General features: G+C 59.1%; 20 protein-coding genes. 11 read left to right on the forward strand and 9 right to left on the reverse strand.

Annotated features, from left to right (window positions below; all coding sequences use genetic code 11):
* Positions 1-7 precede the first annotated feature (7 nt).
* Entirely contained in the window at positions 8-1,099 is a 1,092-nt protein-coding gene (gene hemW, locus ACESYO_RS05715) for a radical SAM family heme chaperone HemW (protein WP_373209513.1), read from the reverse strand.
* A gap of 197 nt (positions 1,100-1,296) precedes the next feature.
* Here hemW and ACESYO_RS05720 point away from each other — a divergent pair, with 197 nt between their 5' ends.
* The 10 genes from ACESYO_RS05720 (at position 1,297) to ACESYO_RS05765 (ending at position 11,405) form a co-directional block, all read left to right on the forward strand.
* Positions 1,297-1,974, forward strand: a complete 678-nt coding sequence (locus tag ACESYO_RS05720; protein ID WP_346671847.1) for a Bax inhibitor-1/YccA family protein — start codon at positions 1,297-1,299, stop codon at positions 1,972-1,974.
* 143 nt (positions 1,975-2,117) lie between these two features.
* A complete protein-coding gene (locus ACESYO_RS05725) occupies positions 2,118-3,173 on the forward strand; it encodes a helix-turn-helix domain-containing protein (RefSeq protein ID WP_373209514.1) in 1,056 nt (351 codons plus the stop codon).
* Between the two features lie 150 nt (positions 3,174-3,323).
* A complete protein-coding gene (locus ACESYO_RS05730; RefSeq protein WP_058965359.1) occupies positions 3,324-4,949 on the forward strand; it encodes a phosphotransferase in 1,626 nt (541 codons plus the stop codon).
* A 61-nt stretch (positions 4,950-5,010) separates the two neighbouring features.
* Positions 5,011-6,354 (forward strand): hypothetical protein, encoded by a 1,344-nt coding sequence (locus ACESYO_RS05735; RefSeq protein WP_373209515.1) that lies wholly within the window; start codon positions 5,011-5,013, stop codon positions 6,352-6,354.
* Positions 6,351-6,893 (forward strand): phosphodiesterase, encoded by a 543-nt coding sequence (gene yfcE / locus ACESYO_RS05740; protein WP_058965361.1) that lies wholly within the window; start codon positions 6,351-6,353, stop codon positions 6,891-6,893. Before ACESYO_RS05735 ends, yfcE begins: the two co-directional genes overlap by 4 nt.
* Before the next feature lie 12 nt (positions 6,894-6,905).
* Positions 6,906-7,373: an S-ribosylhomocysteine lyase gene (locus ACESYO_RS05745; RefSeq protein WP_058965362.1), complete on the forward strand. Its 468-nt coding sequence runs from the start codon at positions 6,906-6,908 to the stop codon at positions 7,371-7,373.
* 189 nt (positions 7,374-7,562) lie between these two features.
* The gene (locus tag ACESYO_RS05750; protein WP_058965363.1) at positions 7,563-8,600 is read left to right on the forward strand and encodes an ABC transporter permease; all 1,038 of its coding nucleotides are present in this window, start codon (positions 7,563-7,565) and stop codon (positions 8,598-8,600) included.
* Positions 8,597-9,574 (forward strand): iron chelate uptake ABC transporter family permease subunit, encoded by a 978-nt coding sequence (locus ACESYO_RS05755; RefSeq protein WP_373209516.1) that lies wholly within the window; start codon positions 8,597-8,599, stop codon positions 9,572-9,574. Before ACESYO_RS05750 ends, ACESYO_RS05755 begins: the two co-directional genes overlap by 4 nt.
* Before the next feature lie 3 nt (positions 9,575-9,577).
* Positions 9,578-10,330 (forward strand): iron ABC transporter ATP-binding protein, encoded by a 753-nt coding sequence (locus tag ACESYO_RS05760; RefSeq protein ID WP_283128063.1) that lies wholly within the window; start codon positions 9,578-9,580, stop codon positions 10,328-10,330.
* Between the two features lie 49 nt (positions 10,331-10,379).
* A complete protein-coding gene (locus tag ACESYO_RS05765) occupies positions 10,380-11,405 on the forward strand; it encodes a siderophore ABC transporter substrate-binding protein (protein WP_373209517.1) in 1,026 nt (341 codons plus the stop codon).
* 82 nt (positions 11,406-11,487) lie between these two features.
* Here the strand turns inward: ACESYO_RS05765 and ACESYO_RS05770 are convergent, their stop codons facing one another.
* The 8 genes from ACESYO_RS05770 to ACESYO_RS05805 form a co-directional block, all read right to left on the reverse strand.
* On the reverse strand, positions 11,488-12,810 hold the full coding sequence (locus ACESYO_RS05770) for a hypothetical protein (protein WP_373209518.1): 1,323 nt from the start codon (positions 12,808-12,810) through the stop codon (positions 11,488-11,490).
* A gap of 15 nt (positions 12,811-12,825) precedes the next feature.
* Positions 12,826-14,301, reverse strand: a complete 1,476-nt coding sequence (locus tag ACESYO_RS05775; RefSeq protein ID WP_058965368.1) for an MBOAT family O-acyltransferase — start codon at positions 14,299-14,301, stop codon at positions 12,826-12,828.
* Between the two features lie 116 nt (positions 14,302-14,417).
* Positions 14,418-14,786 (reverse strand): DUF2304 domain-containing protein, encoded by a 369-nt coding sequence (locus ACESYO_RS05780; protein ID WP_058965369.1) that lies wholly within the window; start codon positions 14,784-14,786, stop codon positions 14,418-14,420.
* Positions 14,783-15,493 (reverse strand): glycosyltransferase family 2 protein, encoded by a 711-nt coding sequence (locus ACESYO_RS05785; protein ID WP_058965954.1) that lies wholly within the window; start codon positions 15,491-15,493, stop codon positions 14,783-14,785. Before ACESYO_RS05785 ends, ACESYO_RS05780 begins: the two co-directional genes overlap by 4 nt.
* Positions 15,494-15,503: 10 nt before the next feature.
* Complete coding sequence (locus ACESYO_RS05790) at positions 15,504-16,736, reverse strand: glycosyltransferase family 4 protein (protein WP_373209520.1); 1,233 nt, start codon at positions 16,734-16,736, stop codon at positions 15,504-15,506.
* A 28-nt stretch (positions 16,737-16,764) separates the two neighbouring features.
* Positions 16,765-17,904, reverse strand: coding sequence for a non-hydrolyzing UDP-N-acetylglucosamine 2-epimerase (wecB, locus tag ACESYO_RS05795; protein ID WP_373209521.1), 1,140 nt, complete (start codon positions 17,902-17,904; stop codon positions 16,765-16,767).
* A 65-nt stretch (positions 17,905-17,969) separates the two neighbouring features.
* Positions 17,970-19,094, reverse strand: coding sequence for a polysaccharide biosynthesis C-terminal domain-containing protein (locus ACESYO_RS05800; RefSeq protein WP_373209522.1), 1,125 nt, complete (start codon positions 19,092-19,094; stop codon positions 17,970-17,972).
* Positions 19,095-19,115: 21 nt separating this feature from the next.
* The gene (locus ACESYO_RS05805) at positions 19,116-20,162 is read right to left on the reverse strand and encodes a polysaccharide biosynthesis protein (protein WP_373209523.1); all 1,047 of its coding nucleotides are present in this window, start codon (positions 20,160-20,162) and stop codon (positions 19,116-19,118) included.
* A 220-nt stretch (positions 20,163-20,382) separates the two neighbouring features.
* Here ACESYO_RS05805 and pepT point away from each other — a divergent pair, with 220 nt between their 5' ends.
* A complete protein-coding gene (gene pepT, locus ACESYO_RS05810; RefSeq protein ID WP_283129475.1) occupies positions 20,383-21,603 on the forward strand; it encodes a peptidase T in 1,221 nt (406 codons plus the stop codon).
* The last annotated feature ends 159 nt before the right edge of the window (positions 21,604-21,762 follow it).

Genomic DNA, 21,762 nt, shown 5'->3' on the forward strand with positions numbered 1-21,762 from the left:
GAGGGCTTCAGTCCAGAAGCTCACACAATATGCTGTTCTGGATAATCAATCCGGAAGGGGTAAGCGAGAGTACGCCGTTTTGGAATCGGGCATACCCGGCGGCCACACATTTTTCTACAAAACGCAATTGTTTTTGCGAAAATTCCACACTGTATTTTCTTTTCAGGGCGTTCAGATCCAGTCCGCTGGTCAGCCGCAGCTGTAAGAGGATATAGTCCTCCGCGCCGCAGCCGCCGTCCTGCACCGGCTGGCAGGCCGAGTCCAGAAAGGCGTGGGTATCGCCGGGCCAGTAGAACCGCCGATTGTTCACACAGCTGTGGGCGGCGGGGCCGAGGCCCAGATAGTCCTGACAGTTCCAGTATAAAAGGTTGTGCCGCCCCTCAAAGCCCGGGCGGGCAAAGTTGCTGATCTCGTACTGGGCAAAGCCCGCCTGTTCCAGTTGCTGCACACCATAGAGATAGAAATCCGCGGCGGCGTCCTCGTCCGGCAGGTCGGCAGGCGGATTTTTGCCGAAGGCGGTGCCCGGTTCGATTTTCAGCAGATAGGCCGAAATGTGGGTGGCGCCGCCGGATGCAATCAGCTCCAGCGTGGCGTCGAACTCCTCCCGCGTATACCGGGGCAGAGCCATCATGATGTCGCCGCTGATGTTGGCAAAGCCCGCCTGCCGTGCCGCCCGGAAGGCTTCCCGGCTCTGGGCCGCGGTGTGGGGGCGGCCCAGTCGGGCCAGGCTCTCGTCAAAGGCAGTCTGCACCCCCAGGCTCAGCCGGTTCACGCCCGCCTGCAAAAAACCGGTGAGAATTTCTTCGTTCACGGTCTCCGGGTTTGCTTCCAGCGTTACCTCCGCACCGGGGGCGGGGCTGGCTGCGGCAATGAGCCGGGCAGCCTGTTCCGGGGTCAGCAGGCTGGGAGTGCCGCCGCCGAAATACACCGTGTCCGGATGCGGGGCCAGCAGGCCCTTCCGGCGGAACTCGTCCATCCGGCGCACCAGTGCATCCACATATTCCTGCGGAACGCCCCGGCTGCCACCCTTGGAATAAAAATCGCAGTAACGGCATTTTGCCAGGCAGTAGGGGATATGAAGATAAAGACCAAAGGCCATGAAAACGCTCCTTTCGCCGGTGGTGATTTTGCGCGCCACACCGGCTTTTGGGGGATCTTGTCACAAAGTCATTATAAAAGATTTTGATTTTATTTACAAATCCAGATATAATATACGGTATAATCAACCTTAAGAAAGGATTTGATGTTATGAACGATTACAATCAATGGAACAATTCCGGCCCTAATACCGTTTATATGAACGAAAAATTCCAGTACGAGACCCTGAGCAACTATACCGCAAAAACCTTTTTGTGGATGTTTGCAGGCCTGCTGGTCACCTTTGGGGTTTCGCTGGCTGCATACATGAGCAACATCGGCTTTTATCTGCTGCGTTCCAGCTTTACCTTCTTTGGCCTGGCCATTCTGGAGATTGTGCTGGTGGTGGCGCTGGCATCCCGCCTGCACAGCATGAGCGTGGGTTCGGCCCGGGGCCTGTTCTTCCTCTACGCGGCGGTGAACGGCCTTGTGTTCAGCTCCTACCTGTGGTTGTATGACATGGGCGATGTGCTCATGGCCTTTGGCGCGGCGGCGCTGTACTTCGGCGTAATGGCAGCCTACGGCTATCTGACCAAACGGGATCTGACCAGCTGGCGCACCCCGTTGATGGTGGGCCTGATCGTGCTGCTGGCGGTGAGCGTGATCGGTATGTTCTTTATGAGCGGGTCCAGCATTCTGTTCAGCGTTCTGGGCATTGTGATCTTCTCCTGCTACACCGCTTACGACACCCAGAAGATCAAGGCGCTGTACTTTGCCTATGCGGGCAACGAAGCCATGGCGAAAAAGGCATCCATCTATGCGGCGCTGCAGCTGTATCTGGACTTTATCAACCTGTTTTTGTACCTGCTGCGCATCTTTGGCCGCAACCGGGATTAATTGGAATCAACACAAAAAAGCGGGAGCCGATGGCTCCCGCTTTTTTGTGTCGAACAGGGCAGGCAACAGGCTGTTTCTTGCTCTCCAGGACGGGCCGGTGCTATACTGAGGGCAGAAAACCGGCGGGAAAGCGGGGAAGCATCATGAAGGAACAGCGTACCGAACAAATGGAAAACCGGCAGGATTTCGGCGGCCGGCTGGCGGCTCTGCGCCGGGCGGCGGGGCTGAGCCAGCAGCAGCTGGCAGATCAGCTGTTTGTGACCCGGCAGGCGGTGAGCCGCTGGGAACAAAACCGCACCCAGCCGGATCTTGCCACCCTGCAGCAGCTGACGGCGGCACTGGGCTGCGGGCTGGATGAACTGGTGGGCGGGCTGGATGCAGATGCGGCCTTCCGCCGCCGCTGCGCCAGCTGGCAAAAGGCCACCTGCCTTGCCTTCCGGCTGGCGCTGGCGGTGCAGCTGGGGCTGTTTGTGCTGGGCGCGGTGCGGGGACAGATGGAATGGGTGCTGCTGCCGGTGCTGCTGTTTCTGTGCGGCGGCAGCCTGCACCCGCTGCTGGCAGTGATGACGTCCAGCGGCGATTACACCATGCTGGCGGGTTACGACCCGGATGCGGCCTATGATCGAAAAAAGCTGGAAACGCTGGTGCGAGCCATGGATCTGTGGGTTCAGGTGACCAATCTTGGCATCAGTCTGGTGGCGGTGCCCATTGGCTTTGCGACCAGCGAGGCCGGGTTTACGGTTCTGATCGTCGCACAGGTGATCGGCCTGCTGGGAGCCATCGGATGTGTGCAGTATAAATATGGCCGGAATCTGGTGACGGCCTATCCCGGGCTTACGGCGGCAGGCCAGGCGGGAAAGCAGCAGACGCGGGACATCCAGAGTCAGCAGATGAAGCCGCTGATCTGGTGGAGCGGGCTGTTTCTCGCACAGTTTTTTCTGGGCTTTTTCTGCGTTGGGGTGTTCCACATTCCAAACAACAGCCCGGGCGCGGTGGCGCAGCTGGCCACCATGCTGCCGGGGACCTGCCTGGGAGTTGCCTTTCTGCTGATACAGACCGGCCGGGCAAAGCGTATGGCGGCCCGGGGAGAGCGGTGGCGTATGAACAAAAGCGGCGCGGCTCTGCTTCTGGGAGCCGTGGCGCTGATGGCGATGCAATTGCTGGCAGCCGCCTTTATGCAGGGGGGCGGAAGCTGGTAAATCTTTATATACGATAGGAAAAACACCCCGATGCCTTGTATTGGGGTGTTTCTTTTACTATAATAGAATTACGTTGATTTCTGACCAATTTTCACCGGATATGCCGTGCGTAACACGGCAGCCGGGCAGAACAGAAAGGGGAAAAACCCAATGCCGAACCTATTGATTCTGGGCGCGGGCGGTTTTGGCCACATGGTCTATGAATCCGCCATGGCGACCCGCCAGTTTGATAAGATCGCCATGCTGGACGACGCCTGCAAGGAGAGCTGTGTCATCGGCAAGCTGGTGGATTATAAAGAATTCCGCAAGGAGTATCCCTGTGCGGTGGCCGCTTTCGGCAACAACAAGATGCGGCTGCACTGGGTGAAGAAGCTGCTGGAAGCGGATTTCGTGGTGCCCACCATCATTCATCCCAGCGCGGTGGTCAGCCCCAGCGCCGAGATCGGCGCTGGCAGCTTTGTGATGCAGCGCGCCGTGATCAATACCCACACAAAACTGGGCCTTGCCTGCCTGGTGAATAGCGGCGCCATCATTGACCACGACACCGTGGTGGACGAGGGCGCTCACATCGGCCTGGGCAGTGTGGTCAAGGCCAACTGCCATGTGGAGGCCCACCGCAAGGTGGAAGCAGGCGAGGTGATTTTCGCCAGGCGCCGCAAGATCGACGGGGTGGACAGCCGCGTGCTGGAGGATGCTCTGTACGCCTTCGGCTTCGGCAACCAGTGCAGCTACGTGCAGCCCTTCGGTGCCGGCCACATCAACGAGACCTACGCGGTATACATGCCCGGTGAAAACGGCGAGGAAGAGCTGAGCTATGTGCTGCAGCGCATCAACACCCATGTGTTCAAAAAGCCCCGCGAGGTGATGGAGAACATCTTTGGTGTGACTGAGTACCTGCGTCAGAGCATCCGCGCTGCCGGCGGCGACCCGGATCGGGAGACCCTGAGCTATATCAAGACCAAAGAAGGGGAAAACTATTACGAGGATACCGATGGTCTGCCCTGGCGCTGTTATAACTTCATTCCGGATTCCGTGTGCTACCAGAGTGTGGAATGCCCGGAGCAGTTCTATCAGTCTGCCCGCAGCTTTGGCCGTTTCCTCAAGCAGCTGGACGGTTATCCCGCCGATACGCTGTATGAAACCATCCCCAAATTCCATGATACCGAGGATCGGCTGAAGAATTTTAAACAGGCGCTGCGCCGGGATGTGAAAAACCGTGCCCGCACCTGCAAGGACGAGATTCAGTTTGTGCTGGATCATGCGGCGGATTGCAGCGTACTCATGAGCCAGCTGCGAGCGGGCACTCTTCCGCTGCGTGTTACCCACAACGACACCAAGCTGAACAACATCCTCTTTGATGAAAATACCGGCGAGGGTATCTGCATCATCGACCTGGATACCATTATGCCCGGCCTTGCCCTGAACGATTTCGGCGACTCCATCCGTTTCGGTGCCACCCATGCGGCCGAGGATGAGCCGGATCTCTCCAAGGTACACTTTGAGATCGATCTGTTTGAGGCCTACACCAAAGGCTATCTGGAATCTGCCGGCGATGTGCTCACCGAGAACGAAAAGGCAAATCTGGCCTGGGGCGCCAAGATCCTCACCCTGGAATGCGGCATGCGCTTTTTGACCGATTACCTGCAGGGGGATACCTATTTCAAGACGCAGTATCCCACCCACAACCTGATCCGTGCCCGCACCCAGTTCAAGCTGGTGCAGGAGATGGAGCAGCAGTTCGATGCCATGCAGGCCATTGTGAAAAAATACAGCTGATCATTGAGCAGGGCCCGCTGGGGCGGGCCCTGCAATTTTGCTTTAAAAGGAGAAAAGACCCTTGTATTCCTTCCTGGTGGATTGTCTTTACGACTATGCAAATGTTGCGGTGCTGGGGCTGTTTGCCGGTTGCGTGTGGTATGCCTGGCAGACGGTGTTCGGCCCAAAAACGGCGCCCTGGTTCAGCCTGGCCCAGCAGCTGACAACCCCGCGCATTCTGTTTGGCGACTGGCTGAGCGGTCGGCGGCTGAGCATCGGCTCCTGGCTGTTTACCCTGGCTGCCGTTGTGTATCAGTTCGAAATCTTTTTTGCGAACAGCCTGTATCGCTATCGCATTCCCTGGCTGTTTGACTACGGTACCATGGTGCTGGATCATATTCTGGCGCTCTGCCTGCTGGGCAAGATTCTGCTGTGCACCCGTTACGACGGGCGGCAGCTGGCGGTGGCTTTCGGAACACTGTTCGTGATCCGCTGGGTGTTTATGAACAACCATGAAAAGTGGATGCTTCTGGCGCTTCTGTTCGCACTGGCGGCAAAGGATGTGCCGCTGCGCCGTGCGCTGAAGGCAGTGTTTACGGTGGGAGCGGCAAGTGTGGCTGTGGTGGCGGTCAGCTCTCTGCTGGGCGCGATCAACACCGTGCAGGAGCTGGGAACCGGCCGATATCGAAACAGTTTTGGTTATGGATGGTACAATTTCTTCGGCGCCTGCCTGCTGGGGCTGGCAGTGATGTATGTGTGCCTGCGCGGCATCAAACGGCTGAAATGGTTCGATTTTGCGTTGCTGGCGGCAGTTACGCTGCTGTGCAATTTCGGGCCGGACAGTCGGGCGGCCACCATGTGCCTCTGCGTTCTGATGGTGGCTGCCCTGGTGGTACGGATCTGGCCGGTGGTGCTTCGGCCGCTGCCGGTGCGTATTCTGCTTGCCGCTGCCCCGGTGCTGGCGTTTGCCGCCAGCATGATTCTGGCATTTCTCTGGAATCCGGACAACCCGGTGCTGGCCATGCTGGACCGGCTGCTCAGCACCCGCATCTCGCTGGGCTGGGAAGCTTTGCAGACGATGCCCTTCGCCATTGCAGGGCAGATGCCCGCGGATGGCATGCTGGTGGATAACGCCTACCTGCATTACTGGCTGGTGGCCGGCCCGGTGGCAAGCGCTCTGATCTGGGGCGGGTTTGCTCTGCTGGTGTGGCGCCTGCTGAAGCAGGGCCATGCAACGGAAGCAATCTGCTGCCTGGTGATGATCTGTCACGGTACCATGGAGGGGCATGTGATCTGGGCTTGCGTCAATGTGACCATCTGGCTGCTGTGCGGCGTGATCTTCTGGCCGGAACGTCAGCCTTCCTTTTCCTGCGCGGAAGAAACCAAAAAAGTAAAAATTCATTCCAAAGGAGCCGTAACCTTATGAAACTTCTGATTGCGTCCGACCTGCATGGTTCGGCCTTTTACTGCGAAAAACTGATGGAGCGCATCCGGGAGGAACAGCCGGATCGCATTCTGCTGCTGGGTGACCTGTTATACCACGGCCCCCGCAATGACCTGCCCGAGGGCTATGCCCCCAAAAAGGTGATCCCCATGCTGAACGGCCTGAAGGAAAAAATCATTGCCGTGCGGGGCAACTGCGAGGCCGAGGTGGACCAGATGGTGCTGGAATTCCCGGTGATGGCGGATTATACCACCCTCTGGCTGGAGGAAGGCAAATGTCTGTTTGCCACCCATGGCCATAAGTTCAACCCGGAAAATCTGCCTCCCATGCCTGCCCACAGCGCCTTTGTGTTCGGGCATGTGCATGTGAAGCATGCCGAGTGGCAGGGCGACACCCTGATTCTGAACCCGGGCAGCGTGTCCATTCCAAAGGACGGCTCCCACAGCTACATGATTTATGAAAACGGCCTGTTCACCACCAAGACCATCGACGGTCAGGTGCTGGGCAGCATTGCCTACTAAGGAGAGAATGCAATGAAAACCATCGCGAGCTTTACTGTGGACCACGACAAGCTGGAAAAGGGCATGTATGTGTCCCGGGTGGACGGAGATGTGATTACCTATGACATCCGTATGGTCAAGCCCAACGGGGGCGTCTATCTGCCCAACCCGGCCATGCACACCTTCGAGCATCTGTTTGCCACCTATGCGCGCAATTCCGCCTTCAGCGACCAGATCATTTATGTGGGCCCCATGGGCTGCCGCACCGGCTTTTATTTCCTCACCCGGGATGCCATGAGTGGGGAGCAGGCCATCGCTCTGGTGCGGGAATGCTTTGCCTTCATTGCCGCTTTTGAGGGTAAGATTCCCGGCAGCGAGCGCAAGGAATGCGGCAACTATCTGGAGCATGATCTGCCCGGTGCAAAGGCTGTGGCGGCGGATATGTGCCAGGTTCTGGAGCACTGGACCGAGCCCATGCTGCAGTATGACTATCAGGGCTGAACCTGTTTGAACAACAAGATTACAAAAGCAGCTGCGCAACAATTTGATTGTGCAGCTGCTTTTTTGTATGCTATACTAACTCTCGCAATGCGCGGTGCCCGGCACATAAGACCAATTGCCGGGCCCGCGCTGATTTTATGTTACAGGGTTAGTTCTGACTAACCTTCAGAACAATAAGGAGGTATTTTCATGCGATCCAATCGGATCACCGTGGCCCTCGCGGTGGCACTGGTGGTTTTGGCCGGGCTGTCGCTCTTTGTGGGGGTGATCGAGCTGGACCTGCAGGCTCTTTTGCGGGGAGACGGACATGCCTGGGAGATTTTTCTCCTTTCCCGTCTGCCCCGGCTGCTGGCCATTCTGTGTACCGGAGCGGGCATGAGCGTGGCAGGGCTGATCATGCAGCAGCTGTGCAGCAATAAATTTGTATCCCCCACCACGGGGGCTACCATCTCGTCGGCCCAGCTGGGCATTCTGCTGGCACTGCTGTTCTGGCCCGGCTCCACCTTGTGGGGCAGGGCGCTGCTGGCCTTTGCCGCAGCCATTGCAGGCACCTGGGCGTTTGTGTGGTTCATCCAGCGCATCCAGTTCAAGGATGCGGTGATGGTACCGCTGGTGGGCATCATGTTCAGCAATGTGATCGGCGGGGTAACCAGCTATCTGGCCTATCAGTATGAGATGACGCAGGCGTTGTCCTCCTGGCTGGTGGGGCATTTTTCGCTGGTCATCAAGGGCCGGTACGAGATCGTCTGGCTCACCGCACCGCTGATCCTGCTGGCCTTTGTGTTTGCCAATCACTTCAACATCGTGGGTCTTGGCCGGGACTTTTCCAAAAATCTTGGGGTGCCCTACAATCTGGTGCTGTTCATGGGGCTGAGCATCTCGGCCATGATCACTGCCAGCGTGGTGGTTGTGGTGGGCTCCATTTCCTACATCGGGCTGATCGTACCCAATCTGGTGGCCCTGTTCAAGGGGGATCAGATCCGGGGTACGCTGGCGGATACCGCTCTGTTCGGGGCCATCTTCGTGCTGGTGTGCGATATGCTGGGCCGGGTGATCATTGCCCCCTATGAGCTGCCCATCGAGCTGATTGTGGGCATTCTGGGCAGTGTGCTGTTTGTGGGATTGCTGTTCTACCGGCTGCGCAATGGCCGCAGGGCCATCCGCCTTACGGCTCCTTCGGCCGGCTGCTGCCCCATGCCCCGGCTGAAGGAAGGAGGGCAGGCATGAATTCAACTGCTGTTCGCGCCAACCGGCGCAGACTGATGCTTCTGGCGGTGCTGGCGCTTTTATGCGCCGCGGGCTATCTGCTGGTGAATACCGACCCGGGCAACGCCAGACTGTTTGCCTATTCCATGAAGATCCGTGCCCCGAAGCTGGCGGCCATGACGCTCACTGCGGTGTCCATCGGCGGAGCGTCCATCGTGTTCCAGACCATTATCAACAACACCATCGTGACACCCTGTCTGCTGGGCATGAATACCCTGTATACCCTGATTCATACCGCGGTTGTGTTCTTTCTGGGCTCGTCCAGTATCGTGGCCTCCAACGCGAATCTGGCCTTCGGTGTGGATGTGATCCTCATGGGCATCACCGCCACCCTGCTGTATGGCTGGATCTTTCGCAAAACAAAGCACAATGTACTGTATGTGCTGCTGGTGGGCACGGTGCTCACCTCCTTTTTCGGCAGCGTCCAGACCACCCTCACCCGGGTGATGGATCCCAATGAATACGACGCGCTGCTGAGCAGCCTGGTGGCCAGCTTCAGCAACATCAATTCCGAAATTCTGCTTTTTTCCGCCCTCTTGCTGGCGGGGGTGGCCTTTGCGCTGCGCCGCGAGCTGGCCCTGCTGGACGTGCTCACACTGGGCAAGGAGCAGGCCATCAATCTGGGCGTGGACTACGACCGCTGCATCCGCCGCCTGCTGCTGGGCGTTACCCTCTGCATCGCGGTGGCCACGGCCATGGTCGGGCCCATTTCCTTTCTGGGCCTGATCATCGCAAACCTCTCCCGCCAGCTGCTGCGCACCTATCGCCACAGCCAGCTGGTGGCTGGCTCGGCGCTGTTTGGTATGGCGGTGCTGGTGGGCGGCCAGCTGATTGTGGAGCAGGTGTATTCCTATGCCGTGCCGGTGAGCGTGTTCATCACCGTGGGCGGCGGTGTGTATTTTCTCTATCTGCTTGTGGCAAGAAAGAAGGTGTAACCCATGAAAATTCGTCAGCTGACAAAACGCTATCAGGGCAAAACCGTGGTGGACGGAGTGAGTTTTTCCATTCCGAAGGGGAAGGTGACCTCGCTGATCGGCCCCAATGGGGCGGGCAAATCCACCGTGATGAGCATGATCTCCCGCCTGATTGCGCAGGATGAAGGCCTTGTGGATCTGGACGGTACCGATGTGGGCCGCTGGAAAAGCCGGGAGCTGGCCCGGCGGCTGGCCATCCTCACCCAGTCCAACCATATTCAGATGAAGCTCACCGTGCGGGAGCTGGTGGCATTCGGGCGATTTCCCCACTCCGGCAGCCGCCTGACCGAAACCGACGAAGCGTTCGTGGACCGGGCCATCGCCTATATGGAGCTGGAGGAATTTCAGGATCGCTTTCTGGACGAGCTGTCCGGCGGGCAGCGGCAGCGGGCGCTGATCGCCATGGTGATCGCGCAGGATACCGAGTACATCCTGTTGGATGAGCCCACCAACAATCTGGACATCTACCACGCCACCAATCTGATGAAAACCGTGCGCCGCCTGTGTGACGAGCTGGGCAAAACCGTGATTCTGGTGCTGCACGAGATCAACTACGCGGCCTTCTATTCCGATTACATCTGTGCCTTCAAGGATGGCCGCATCGCCCGCTTCGGGCCGGTGGAAGAGGTGATCACCAGCGAGAACCTTTCCGCCATTTACGGGGTGGAATTCCAGATCCAGACCGTGAAGGGCAAACCGCTGTCCATCTACTACTGACCGCATTGTTTTTTTAAGACAAAAGATTCATTCAAAGGAGAAGTTCCCCATGAAAAAATATCTTTCTCTGGCCCTGGCCGGGCTGTTGGCTATTTCCATGACCGCCTGCGGCGGCATTGCGGCGGATCTTGCCGCCATGGCATCCCCCAAAAGCGAAAGCACGGCTTCCGCTGCATCCGGATCCGAGGCTGTGCAGCAGGAGGTGACCATCCAGAGCCTGAACGGCAGCAAGCAGACGGTGGAACTCACCGTACCCTACGACCCTCAGCGGGTGGCGGTGCTGGACATGGCCAGCCTGGATATTCTGGATGCACTGAATCTGGGTGACCGGGTGGTGGGCAGCGCCGACACCAGCCTGGACTATCTGCAGAGCTATGTGACCGACGAGGCAGTGGCCAATCTGGGCACCATCAAGGAGGCGGATCTGGAAGCGGTGATGGCCTGCGAGCCGGATGTGATCTTCATCGGCGGCCGGCTGGCCTCCTCCTATGATGCACTGAGCGAGATTGCGCCGGTGGTGTATCTTTCCACGGATACTGAGCTGGGCGTGGTGGAAAGCGTGCGCAAAAATACCGAGACCATTGCATCCATCTTCGGCCGACAGGAGCAGGCCGGGCAGCTGATGACCGGATTTGATGCCCGGATCGAGGCGCTGCGGGTCTTCGCGGAAGGGAAAACCGCCATTGTGGGCATGGTGACCAGCGGCAGCTATAACGTGCTGGGCAACGACGGCCGCTGCTCCATCATCGGGCGGGAAATCGGCTTTGAGAATGTGGGGGTGGATGCGGCCATCGATACCTCCACCCACGGCAACGAGGCTTCCTTTGAGTTCCTGGTGGAGAAGGATCCCCAGTACATTTTTGTGATGGATCGGGATGCTGCCATCGGTACCGACGGTGCGAAGCTGGCTCAGGAGATTATGGACAATGAGCTGGTGAACAAGACCCAGGCGGCGCAGAATGGCCATGTGATCCATCTGGCAAGCCCGGCGGTGTGGTATACCGCCGAGGGCGGCGTTACCGCGCTGGACCGGATGCTGAGCGACCTGGAAACCGGCCTTGGTGTGAGTGCCTGAGCAAAAGCATAAAAAGAAAACCCGCCCCGGGTGCGAAATCAATCGCACCCGGGGCGGGCTGTTTGTGTGCAAGGAAGAAAAATCATGCGGCACTGGCCTGGGCAAACCATTCCTCGTCCACCACAAGGCAATCTGCGGTGGAGCCCACCAGCGCATTGGTTACCAGATCCGCATTGTCTGCACCGTAGGTTTCCAGGTACTGGGTCTCGTAGGAGGTTTGCAGGCCCTGCAGCGCGGCCTCGATGCCGGGGAAGTAGAGCTTGAGTGCCTCCGGTTTGCAGTGCAGTCCATCGTAGAACAGGCTTTCCGGCACGCCGATCCGGCTGGCATGGTAGCTGCCGTAGAGGGGGATATTATGCTCCTGGGCGAAGCTGCGCAGCCAGGGCTCCACCTCAAAGAAGCCTTCAAAACCCTGCGGGTTGTTGTACACATGCTTGATGATGAAGGGGTGGTAAGGGGTAAGCAGGAACACCACGTTCACGTCCTTGCTCTGCACATAGCTGACGAAGCGCTCGAACAGATCCGTCCAGTAGGGGTCCATCTGGGAGAAGCCGTGCAGACCGTTCAGGGTGCCCGCCTGATCCAGCACCTCGGCCATCACCTGATCGTAATCCCAGTTGCGGAAATCCGCCTGATACAGCACACTGCCGTCCGGCTCCTTCACGTTGTTGTCCAGTGAATCCAGATCGCCGCTCACCGGCTGGAAGGGAATGCTCTCGCCGTCCTCGGTGGTGGCCTCACCGGTGGCGCGCTGCTTCAAGGCGTATTTCACATTGCCCTGGAAGTAGGCCGGGTCGATCAGCGCCTTCCAGAGGGCCAGCTGATCCGGCTCCTCGTAATCGCTGGTAAGGCCCAGTGCCTTCTGCAAAAATTCACTGAACAGCTCGGTGTCCGCCTTTTTGTTCAGGTCGGCGGCGCTGTCTCCGTTGAAGAGCCAGGGGTCCACCTCAATGATCAGGTTTTTAGGCAGCTTGCCCGCCTTGTCCAGCAGGTAGAAGCAGTTCATGATGTCCATGGAAGAGGCGCCGCTCAGACCCATGTTGAAAAAGCTGCCGCCCACCAGCTCCTGCCGCAGCTGCAGCACCCGGCTGGAGCCCAGAGCGATGGTGTCCGGGATCTGATCCTCGGGCAGATTCTGTACATAGACTTCCAGCACCGCCCGTTCATCCATCTTGTCATAGTTGGATACCGTCTCGCCTGCCAGCAGCATGTTGGCCACCTCGCGGGGGGCCAGCTCGCCCTGAAACAGGCCGCTGATGTCCACCTTATGGCTGAACCAGACCATGAACAGCAGGATAGGGATGAAAAAGCAGAATTTGATCAGGATTTCCAGCCCGGTGAAGAAACGGTACAGAAGGGTGCGGACGAAATTGCGCTTCTTTTTGCGCTTTGGTTGACTGGTCAAGATCGCCGCACCTCCTTAAAATTGCTGATAGATATAGGCCGACTGGCCGAACGCGCCGAAGAACAAAAGCAGCAGGCACAGCCCGTAGTACAGCGGCCAGCGCACGAAGGCCCGCTGGGTGCGAATCCACTGAGCCACCGGGCCGCGGGCCTCGATCAGCTCCACCACAAGGCTGCTGCCAACCAGCATGAGCAGGGTTCCGCCGCCCAGACCCAGCTTGGCAAAGCCGGCTGCCAGCTGGGCGGGGCCGGCCTGGCCCCAGCCTGCAAACAGGCCGGTGAACACTGCGCCAGCCTGCCCACCGTAAAGATCGGCGGCAAAGAACACGATGCAGGCAGTGAACAGCAGATACACGCAGCACCGCTGCCAGATTCCCTGCAGATGGGGAACCTTGTACAGCGGGTTTTTCTTGGCCCATTTGCGGCGCTTTTTGGCGGTGGCCTTGCCCACCACCATAAACAGGCCGTTCAGAATGCCCCAGATCACATAGCCGAGACTGGCGCCGTGCCACAGGCCGCTGATGGGGAAGATGATGAAGATGTTGAACCAGCCCTGAAGCTTGCCCAGGAAGCCTTCCGCGCCCCGGTTGTAGAAGGAGAGGGGGGTGAAGATGTAATCCTTGAACCAGTTGGTCAGGCTCATGTGCCACCGGTTCCACAGCTCGGTGTAGGTCTTGGCGGCAAAGGGCCGGTTGAAGTTTTCCAGCAGATCAAAGCCCAGCATCCGGGCCGCGCCGATGGCAATGTCGCAGCAGCCGGAGAAATCCATGTAGATCTGATAGCTGAACAGAAGGCTTGCCGCCAGCAGGTAAGGGCCGGTGTGCTGGTCCGGCGCGGAGTATACCGCCCGTACAAACACGCCGATGTTGTCGGCAATGACCATCTTTTTCACATAGCCCCACAGCACCCGGAACAAACCGCCCGCGATCCGGTCGTAATCGAACCGGCGGGGATGCTCAAACTGGGCCATCAGGTGATCCTTACGCTCGATGGGGCCGGTGAAAATGCAGGGGAAAAAGCTCACAAACAGCGCGTACTTCAGCGGGTTGCGCTCGGCTTTGGTCTGGTGCAGATACACATCGATCACATAGCCAAGGCTCTGGAAGGTGAAGTAGGAAAGCCCCAGCGGAGCAATCAGATCCAGATGGGGCGCCTTGCCGCCGAACAGGCCCATGATACCGCCCAGCAGCTCGCCGAAGAAGTTGAAGTACTTGAAGAAGAACAGAAACCCGCAGCACACTGCAAGCGAGACCACCAGAAACAGCCGCCTCGTGGCCTGCTGGGGGACGCTGTCCATGGCAAGGGCGCATACCCAGGTCACCACCGTAACGCTGATCAGAATGAACACCAGCCGGGCGTTTTCCGGCTTGTAAAGATAAAAGGCGTAGCTGGCGAGCAGCCACAGATAAGGCTTTGCGGCACGGGGCACGCAGTAGGTGAGCACCGCCACGCCCGCAAAAAAGCCCAGAAAGACCAATGTGTTAAAATCCATGCACACACCTCACACTGTGGTTGGAAATTCAGGTTCGCTGCCGCAAACAGCATTTATATACCCCGCACCGCGGCCGGGGCCGTTTTGAACGAACAGACGCAAAACTCGGCCGTTTGTTACCGGTCGGTGCGATGCAGCTGCTCCTCCAGCTGGCGCACCCGGTGTTCCAGCATGGCGTTTACCTGGGTCAGGCGCTTGAGCCGCTCGTTGTATTCGCTGACCACCGCGCACAGGATGAGCAGCACCAGCAGAACAAAGCAGAACAGCATGATGAACACCATGTTGGAGACCACTTCCACCTGCACAAGGCTGCGCAGGATCTTGGCCACCTCCGGCCATACAGCCAGCACCAGCATGCCGGCGCCCAGCCCCAGCCAGGGCAGGCTGAACCGCACACTGAGCCGGCCGTTTTTCACCATCACAAAGATGAGAATCAAGAATACAAGATCGCCCACCAAAAGCAGGCCTTGGAATACCGGGCTCATCCTTTTCCTCCTTTTTGAATGGCACTCAGCCGGTGGATGATGAGCGCCAGGCTGACCTTGATCATGTAATACACGCTCTTGAAGGCCCGGATGGACGATACGCCGCCCTGGCGTTCCTCCATGACCACCGGCACCTCGCCCACCTTGTAGCCGTTGCAGATGGCCGTTACAATGGCCTCCGGCTCCGGGTAATCCTGGGCGTAGTGCTGCGCGAACAGGGCCGTCATCCGCTTGCCGCAGGCCCGGTAGCCGCTGGTCACGTCCAGCACCCGCTGGCCGGTGAGAATCCGGATCATGAAGCTTAAAAAGCGGATGCCCACCCGCCGCATGAAGCTGGTCTGGAAACCCTCTTTTTTGATGAAGCGGCTGCCGATGCACATATCCAGCCTGCCTTCGGCCACCGGGCGGATCACATCGTAAAGATATTGGGGGTCGTGCTGGCCGTCGCCGTCCATCTGAACGGTGATGTCATAATCGTGGGCAGTGGCGTACAGATAACCGCTCTGCACACCGCCGCCGATGCCCAGATTCAACGGCAGATCCAGATAGTTGTAGCCGTTTTCCCGCAGGATGCGGGCACTGTCGTCGGTGGAGCAGTCGTTCACCACCAGATAGTCCACATCCGGGCAGGTGGCCTTCAGCCGCTGCACCACCCGGCAGATGTTCTCCGACTCGTTGTAGCAGGGAATGATCACGAGTACCTTCAAGGGATTCACCTCAAACGTTTGTTTTTTCGGTTGGAAGCAAAAAATCTTCCAGCTGATCCAGCACCGCCCGGCGGCGGTAGTTGGTTTGGTACCAGGCAAAGGCCTTTTGACCGAGAGCGGCCCGCTCAGCCTCACCGGTCTGATACAGAGCCAGCATGTTTTTGGCCAGTGCGTCCGAATCCTCGGCGGGGCTGGAAAAGCCGCATCCGGCGGCCTCCACCGCCCGTGCGCCCTCGCCGTCCATGCTGGCAAGCAGCGGCTTTGCCGCCGCCATATAGCTGGCGATCTTGGCGGGCACCGTCATGCCCAGATCCGGGCTGGCGCTGAGAGAAGCCACAAGCCCGTGGGCCAGTGTGGTGTAGCGGGGCACATCCGCAGGCGGCACGCTGCCGGTGAACACCACCGTGTCCCGGGCGTTCAGCTCGTCCACCAGCGCTTCCAGCGCATTCCGGCTCATGCCGTCGCCCACCATCAGAAGCCGCAGGTTTTCCGCGCCCATGCCGCGGGCCTTCACTGCGGCCCTGATCACCGTGTCCAGGCTCTGGGCCGGGCTGAAATTGCCGGTGAATACCAGATTGAACCGGCCCGCATACCGCTCTGCCAGTTCCTTGTCCGGCTGGGGAACGGCATAAAAATCCTCGCAGTGCTGGGGGATTACCGCCACCCGGTCCGCGGGTTTGCCGGTGCGCTCCATCAGCCGTTTTTTCAGCGAGAGGCTCATGGCAATCAGCCTGTCCGCCCGCTTGTAGTGCCAGTCGCTCACTGCGCTGGCGATGCGGCGCAGAAAACCATTCTGCACCGGCAACACGCTGTACAGGTTTTCCGGCCAGATGTCCAGCACATAGCTGGTGAAGGGGATGCGGTGCAGTTTTGCATACACAATGGCCGGGAAGTTCATCAGCACCGGGCTGGTGTTGTAGCAGAGCACCGCGTCGTAGGGGCCCTTCAGCCGCCACAGGTTGAACAAAGCGAAAAAGGGCCAGCTTACGTAATTCAAAAAGATCATGGCCCCGGAATTGCCCTTGCGGGGAATTTCCCCGGCCCGGAACACCCGGGCGCCCTTGTAATTCTCACGGCGGGGGCCGATGTATCTGTAGCCGGAAAACCACTCGCCCCTGGGGTAGTTGGGCAGGCCGCACAGCACATCCACTTCCAGCCCGTCCTCCACAAAGCCCTCCACAATGTCGTTGATGCGGAAGGGCTCCGGCCAGAAGTGCTGGCTCACCACTAAAATTCGTTTCACAGTGTCAACGCTCCTGTTTCGGGGCGGCTTAGTACTTGCGCCACACCATCTTGTTGACCACGCCCACATAGCTCTGGATGATCTTGACCACCTTGGTGGACACATCCTCCACATAGTTGGGCACGGGAATGCCGATGTCGCCATTGTCGTTCATGGCCACGGCGGTTTCCACCGCCTGCTCCACGCCGCCGGCGGTGATGCCCGCCAGAATGAAGCAGCCCTTGTCCAGCGCTTCGGGGCGCTCGGTGGAGGTGCGGATGCACACCGCCGGGAAGGGCTTGCCGATGCTGGTGAAGAAGCTGGATTCCTCGGGCAGGGTGCCGGAATCGCTCACCACGCAGTAGGCGTTCATCTGCAGGTGGTTGTAATCGTGGAAGCCCAGAGGCTCGTGCAGCCGCACCCGCTCGTCCAGCTTGAAGCCCATGGCCTCCAGCCGCTTGCGGCTGCGGGGATGGCAGGAGTAGAGAATGGGCATGTTGTATTTCTCCGCCAGCGCGTTGATGGAGGTGAACAGGGCCACGAAGTTTTTCTCGGTGTCGATGTTCTCCTCCCGGTGGGCGCTGAGCAGCATGTATTTCCTGGGCTCCAGACCCAGGCGCTCCAGCACGTCGGAGGCCTCGATCTGCTCCAGATTGGCACGCAGCACCTCGGCCATGGGGCTGCCGGTCACATAGGTGCGCTCTTTGGCGGTGCCCTCGGCGTTCAGGTAACGGCGGGCATGCTCGGAGTAGCACAGGTTCACATCCGCGATGTGATCCACGATGCGGCGGTTGGTCTCCTCGGGCAGGCACTCGTCGAAGCACCGGTTGCCCGCTTCCATGTGGAAGATGGGAATGTGCAGCCGCTTGGCGGAAATGGCAGACAGGCAGCTGTTGGTGTCGCCCAGAATCAGCAGGGCGTCCGGTTTCAGCTCCACCATCAGCTTGTAGCTCTTGGCGATGATGTTGCCGATGGTCTCGCCCAGATCCTCGCCCACCGCGTTCAGGTAGTGGTCTGGCGCACGCAGGCCCAGATCCTCAAAGAAGATGCCGTTCAGGGTGTAGTCGTAGTTCTGGCCGGTGTGCACCAGAATCTGGTCGAAGTATTTGTCACATTTTTTGATCACGGCGGCAAGGCGGATGATCTCCGGCCGGGTGCCCACGATGGTCATCAGTTTCAATTTGCTCATGAAAACGATCTCCTTATACAAGGCAAGCCCCGCGCCTTGTGCAGGCCGCGGGTTGCCGGAAAAAATTATACAGGCAGGAAGAAGGTGTCCGGATGGTCGGGGTCAAAGACCTCGTTTGCCCACATCACGGTGACCATATCGTCCTCGCCTACATTCTCGATGTTGTGGGTGTAGCCGGTGGGAATATCCACCACCTCCAGCTTGTCGCCGGAGACGTGGTATTCAATCACTTCGGTGCTGTCCAGCGCACGGAAACGGATGACGCCGGTGCCCTTTACCACCAGAAATTTCTCGTTCTTGGAATGATGCCAGTGGTTGCCCTTCACGATGCCGGGCCTGGAAATATTGATGCTTACCTGACCATGAGCCGGGGTGTGCAGAAATTCCGTGAAGCTGCCCCGGTTGTCGCAGTGCATGTTCAGCGGGTAGGAGAATCGGTCGGCGGGCAGGTAGGAAAGCCAGGTGGAGTAGAGCTTCTGCTCCAGGCTGCCGGGGGTCTGATCCGGCACGTCCAGCGTTTCGCGGTTTCTGGCAAAGCCCTCGATGGTTTCGGCCAGATGGCCCAGCGTGGTCTCATGCACCACCGGCACCACGCAGTAGTCGCCCTCCCGGGTGCAGCTGCCGTCCAGCGCGGCCACAAAGCTGGCCACCACGTCGTCGATGTACACCAGCGGCAGCCGGTATTCCGGATCCCGCACCGAGAGGGGCAGGCCATTGGCGGAATTGTGGCAGAAGGTGGCCACCACGCTGTTGTAGTTGGGGCGGCACCACTTGCCGAATACGCCCGGCAGCCGGAACACATACACCGGCGCGCCGGTGGTCTGGCCATGGGCGAAGATGGCCTGTTCGGCCTGGGCCTTGCTTTTGCCGTAGTCGTTGTCCAGCGCGGCCTGGGTGCTGGAGGTCACCAGCACCGGGGCCTTGTTGCCCGCTTTGTCCAGCAGGGCGAGCAGGGTATCGGTCAGGCCCGCGTTGCCCGCGTAGAACTCGCTGGGGTCCTTGGGGCGGTTGATGCCCGCCAGATGGAACACAAAGCCCGCTCTGGCGGCATAGTCCGCCAGCGTTTCGGGGGTGTCGTCCCGCTCAAAAAGCATCAGGTCGGTATAGCCGGCGGTTTTCAGGGTGGCCACCAGATTTTTGCCGATGAAGCCGCCCGCGCCGGTGATGAGAATAGGAGTGTTCAGTTCCATTGCAATGGCTCCCTTTTCCGGTTATTTGTTCCAGCCTTCCAGCGCCTCGCGCACATAGTCGGTGGTGAGAATCTTCTCCACCGTCTCGTCCACGTTCAGGCGGCGGGTATTGTGGCTGGTGTAGGCCTCGTCGGCCTCGGTGTGCACCTGACCCTTCACCACGAACTTGTCGTAGTTCAGATCGCGGCCGTCGGCGGAAACCCGGTAGTAGCCGCCCATGTCCTCGCTGCGAATGCGCTCCTCCTTGGTCATCAGGGTCTCGTACAGCTTTTCGCCGTGGCGGGTGCCGATGATCTGGGTGCCGGTGTCGCCGAACAGCTTCTGCACCGCCTTGGCCAGATCGCCGATGGTGGAGGCATCGCTCTTCTGCACGAACAAATCGCCCGGGTTGGCATGCTCGAAGGCGAACTGAACCAGATCCACCGCCTCGTCCAGATTCATCAGGAAACGGGTCATGTCCGGGTCGGTGATGGTGATGGGCTTGCCGGCCTTGATCTGGTCGATGAACAGGGGAATCACGCTGCCGCGGCTGCACATCACGTTGCCGTAACGGGTGCAGCATATAGTGGTGTCCTCCGCCTTCACGGTGCGGGCCTTGGCGCCGATCACCTTTTCCATCATGGCCTTGGAGATACCCATGGCGTTGATGGGGTAGGCGGCCTTGTCGGTGGACAGGCAGACAACCTTCTTTACGCCCGCGTCAATGGCGGCGGTGAGCACGTTGTCGGTGCCGACCACGTTGGTGCGCACGGCCTCCATGGGGAAGAACTCGCAGCTGGGCACCTGCTTCAGGGCCGCGGCGTGGAAGATGTAGTCCACGCCTCGCACCGCGCTGCGCACGCTGTCGATCTCGCGCACGTCGCCGATGTAAAAGCGCAGCTTGCCCGCCAGCTCCGGGTGCTTCTGCTGGATTTCGTGGCGCATGTCGTCCTGCTTTTTCTCATCGCGGGAGAAGATGCGGATCTCGCTGATGTCGCTGGCCAGGAAGTGCTTGAGCACCGTGTTGCCGAAGCTGCCGGTACCGCCGGTGATCAAAAGGGTTTTGTTGGTGAAATAACTGTTTGCCATAAAAAGGCCTCCGTTCTGTTCCTATTGCAAGCCGCGCGGGGCAAAATGCTCATATACGTTATAAGAATACCATAAATATACCTGTTTTCCAAGTATTTCGACCCGGTTTGACGGGCAGAGGAAGGAAAGCGAACCCTTTTTATTTTGTCCGCTTTGTGTTAGAATAAAAGGCAGCATCCGGCCCGCCGTGCGGCGCCGGAAAAGGAAAGGACGTGTTATCATGCGTGCGTATGAACGCTTTTTGAAGTATGTGACCATCTACACCACCTCCGATGAGGAGAGCACAACGCATCCCAGCACTGCCCGCCAGTTTGATCTGGCCCATCTGCTGGTGGCTCAGCTGAAGGAGCTGGGCGTGGCCGACGCCGCGGTGGACGACAAGTGCTATGTGTACGGCACCCTGCCCGCCACCCCCGGCTATGAGGAAAAGCCCGCTCTGGGCTTTGTGTCCCACATGGACACCGCCCCCGCCGCCCCCGGCGAGAACGTGAAGCCCCAGGTGTTTGAAAACTACGACGGCGGCGACGTGCTGTTTGCCGGCACCGGCGAGTATATGACCGTGGAGAAGTTCCCCGAGCTGGCAAACTGGAAGGGCCAGACCCTGATCACCGCCGACGGCACCACCCTGCTGGGGGCGGACGACAAGGCAGGCATTGCCGAGATCATGACCGCGGTGGAGCGCATCCAGAAGGAGAACATCCCCCATGGCAAGATCTGCATCGGTTTTACCCCCGACGAAGAGGTGGGTCAGGGCGCCGACTTCTTTGACGTGGATCGCTTCGGCGCCCAGTTTGCCTACACCGTGGACGGCGGCGACGTGGGCGAGCTGGAGTACCAGAACTTCAACGCCGCCGACGCGGTGGTCACCGTGCACGGCTTCTCGGTGCATCCCGGCAGCGCCAAGGATCTGATGAAAAACGCCCAGACCATCGCCATGGAGTTTGCCGCGGCTCTGCCCGCCGAAGAGGTGCCCGAGCACACCGAGGGCTTTGAGGGCTTCTTCCACCTGTATCAGATGAGCGGCGATGTGACCACCGCCAAGCTGCACTACATCATCCGCGACCACGACGGCGAGAAGTTTGCCGCCCGCAAGGCACTGATGGAGGAAATCACTGCCCGCCTGAACGCCGAGCACGGCGCGGGCACCGTGGTGCTGGAGCTGAAGGACAGCTACTACAACATGGAAGAGAAGGTAAAGCCCCACTTCCATCTGATCGAGAACGCCGAGAAGGCCATCCGCAAAGCCGGCCTGGAGGCGCACATTGTGCCCATCCGCGGCGGCACCGACGGCGCCCGCCTGTCCTTCATGGGTCTGCCCTGCCCGAACCTGGGCACTGGCGGCTTCAACTTCCACGGCCCCTGTGAGTACATCACGGCCGAGAAGATGGACAAGAGCGTGGAGATCATTCTGAACATCATCGCCATTTACGCCGAAAACTAAACCCGCAAAAAGCCCGCCTTTTTCCGAAAAAGGCGGGCTCAGCTTGTAGAAAAACCTGCTGTGACAATCAAGCCAGAGCAGTTTTTTTGCATGAAAAGTAAAAGAACAGAGAAAAAGGAAGAAGATTTCCTCTCCATCTTGTTGGTTTGCGGAGATCCG

This window comes from Allofournierella massiliensis (assembly GCF_964241245.1).
GTDB classification, from domain to species: domain Bacteria; phylum Bacillota; class Clostridia; order Oscillospirales; family Ruminococcaceae; genus Allofournierella; species Allofournierella massiliensis.

Excerpts from the sequence above, each read along its gene's own strand:
- hemW (WP_373209513.1), bottom strand. The coding sequence starts at position 1,099 with ATGGCCTTTGGTCTTTATCTTCATATCCCCTACTGCCTGGCAAAATGC.
- ACESYO_RS05720 (WP_346671847.1), top strand. The coding sequence starts at position 1,297 with ATGAACGAAAAATTCCAGTACGAGACCCTGAGCAACTATACCGCAAAA.
- ACESYO_RS05725 (WP_373209514.1), top strand. The coding sequence starts at position 2,118 with ATGAAGGAACAGCGTACCGAACAAATGGAAAACCGGCAGGATTTCGGC.
- ACESYO_RS05730 (WP_058965359.1), top strand. The coding sequence starts at position 3,324 with ATGCCGAACCTATTGATTCTGGGCGCGGGCGGTTTTGGCCACATGGTC.
- yfcE (WP_058965361.1), top strand. The coding sequence starts at position 6,351 with ATGAAACTTCTGATTGCGTCCGACCTGCATGGTTCGGCCTTTTACTGC.
- ACESYO_RS05745 (WP_058965362.1), top strand. The coding sequence starts at position 6,906 with ATGAAAACCATCGCGAGCTTTACTGTGGACCACGACAAGCTGGAAAAG.
- ACESYO_RS05750 (WP_058965363.1), top strand. The coding sequence starts at position 7,563 with ATGCGATCCAATCGGATCACCGTGGCCCTCGCGGTGGCACTGGTGGTT.
- ACESYO_RS05755 (WP_373209516.1), top strand. The coding sequence starts at position 8,597 with ATGAATTCAACTGCTGTTCGCGCCAACCGGCGCAGACTGATGCTTCTG.
- ACESYO_RS05760 (WP_283128063.1), top strand. The coding sequence starts at position 9,578 with ATGAAAATTCGTCAGCTGACAAAACGCTATCAGGGCAAAACCGTGGTG.
- ACESYO_RS05765 (WP_373209517.1), top strand. The coding sequence starts at position 10,380 with ATGAAAAAATATCTTTCTCTGGCCCTGGCCGGGCTGTTGGCTATTTCC.
- ACESYO_RS05775 (WP_058965368.1), bottom strand. The coding sequence starts at position 14,301 with ATGGATTTTAACACATTGGTCTTTCTGGGCTTTTTTGCGGGCGTGGCG.
- ACESYO_RS05780 (WP_058965369.1), bottom strand. The coding sequence starts at position 14,786 with ATGAGCCCGGTATTCCAAGGCCTGCTTTTGGTGGGCGATCTTGTATTC.
- wecB (WP_373209521.1), bottom strand. The coding sequence starts at position 17,904 with ATGAGCAAATTGAAACTGATGACCATCGTGGGCACCCGGCCGGAGATC.
- ACESYO_RS05800 (WP_373209522.1), bottom strand. The coding sequence starts at position 19,094 with ATGGAACTGAACACTCCTATTCTCATCACCGGCGCGGGCGGCTTCATC.
- ACESYO_RS05805 (WP_373209523.1), bottom strand. The coding sequence starts at position 20,162 with ATGGCAAACAGTTATTTCACCAACAAAACCCTTTTGATCACCGGCGGT.
- pepT (WP_283129475.1), top strand. The coding sequence starts at position 20,383 with ATGCGTGCGTATGAACGCTTTTTGAAGTATGTGACCATCTACACCACC.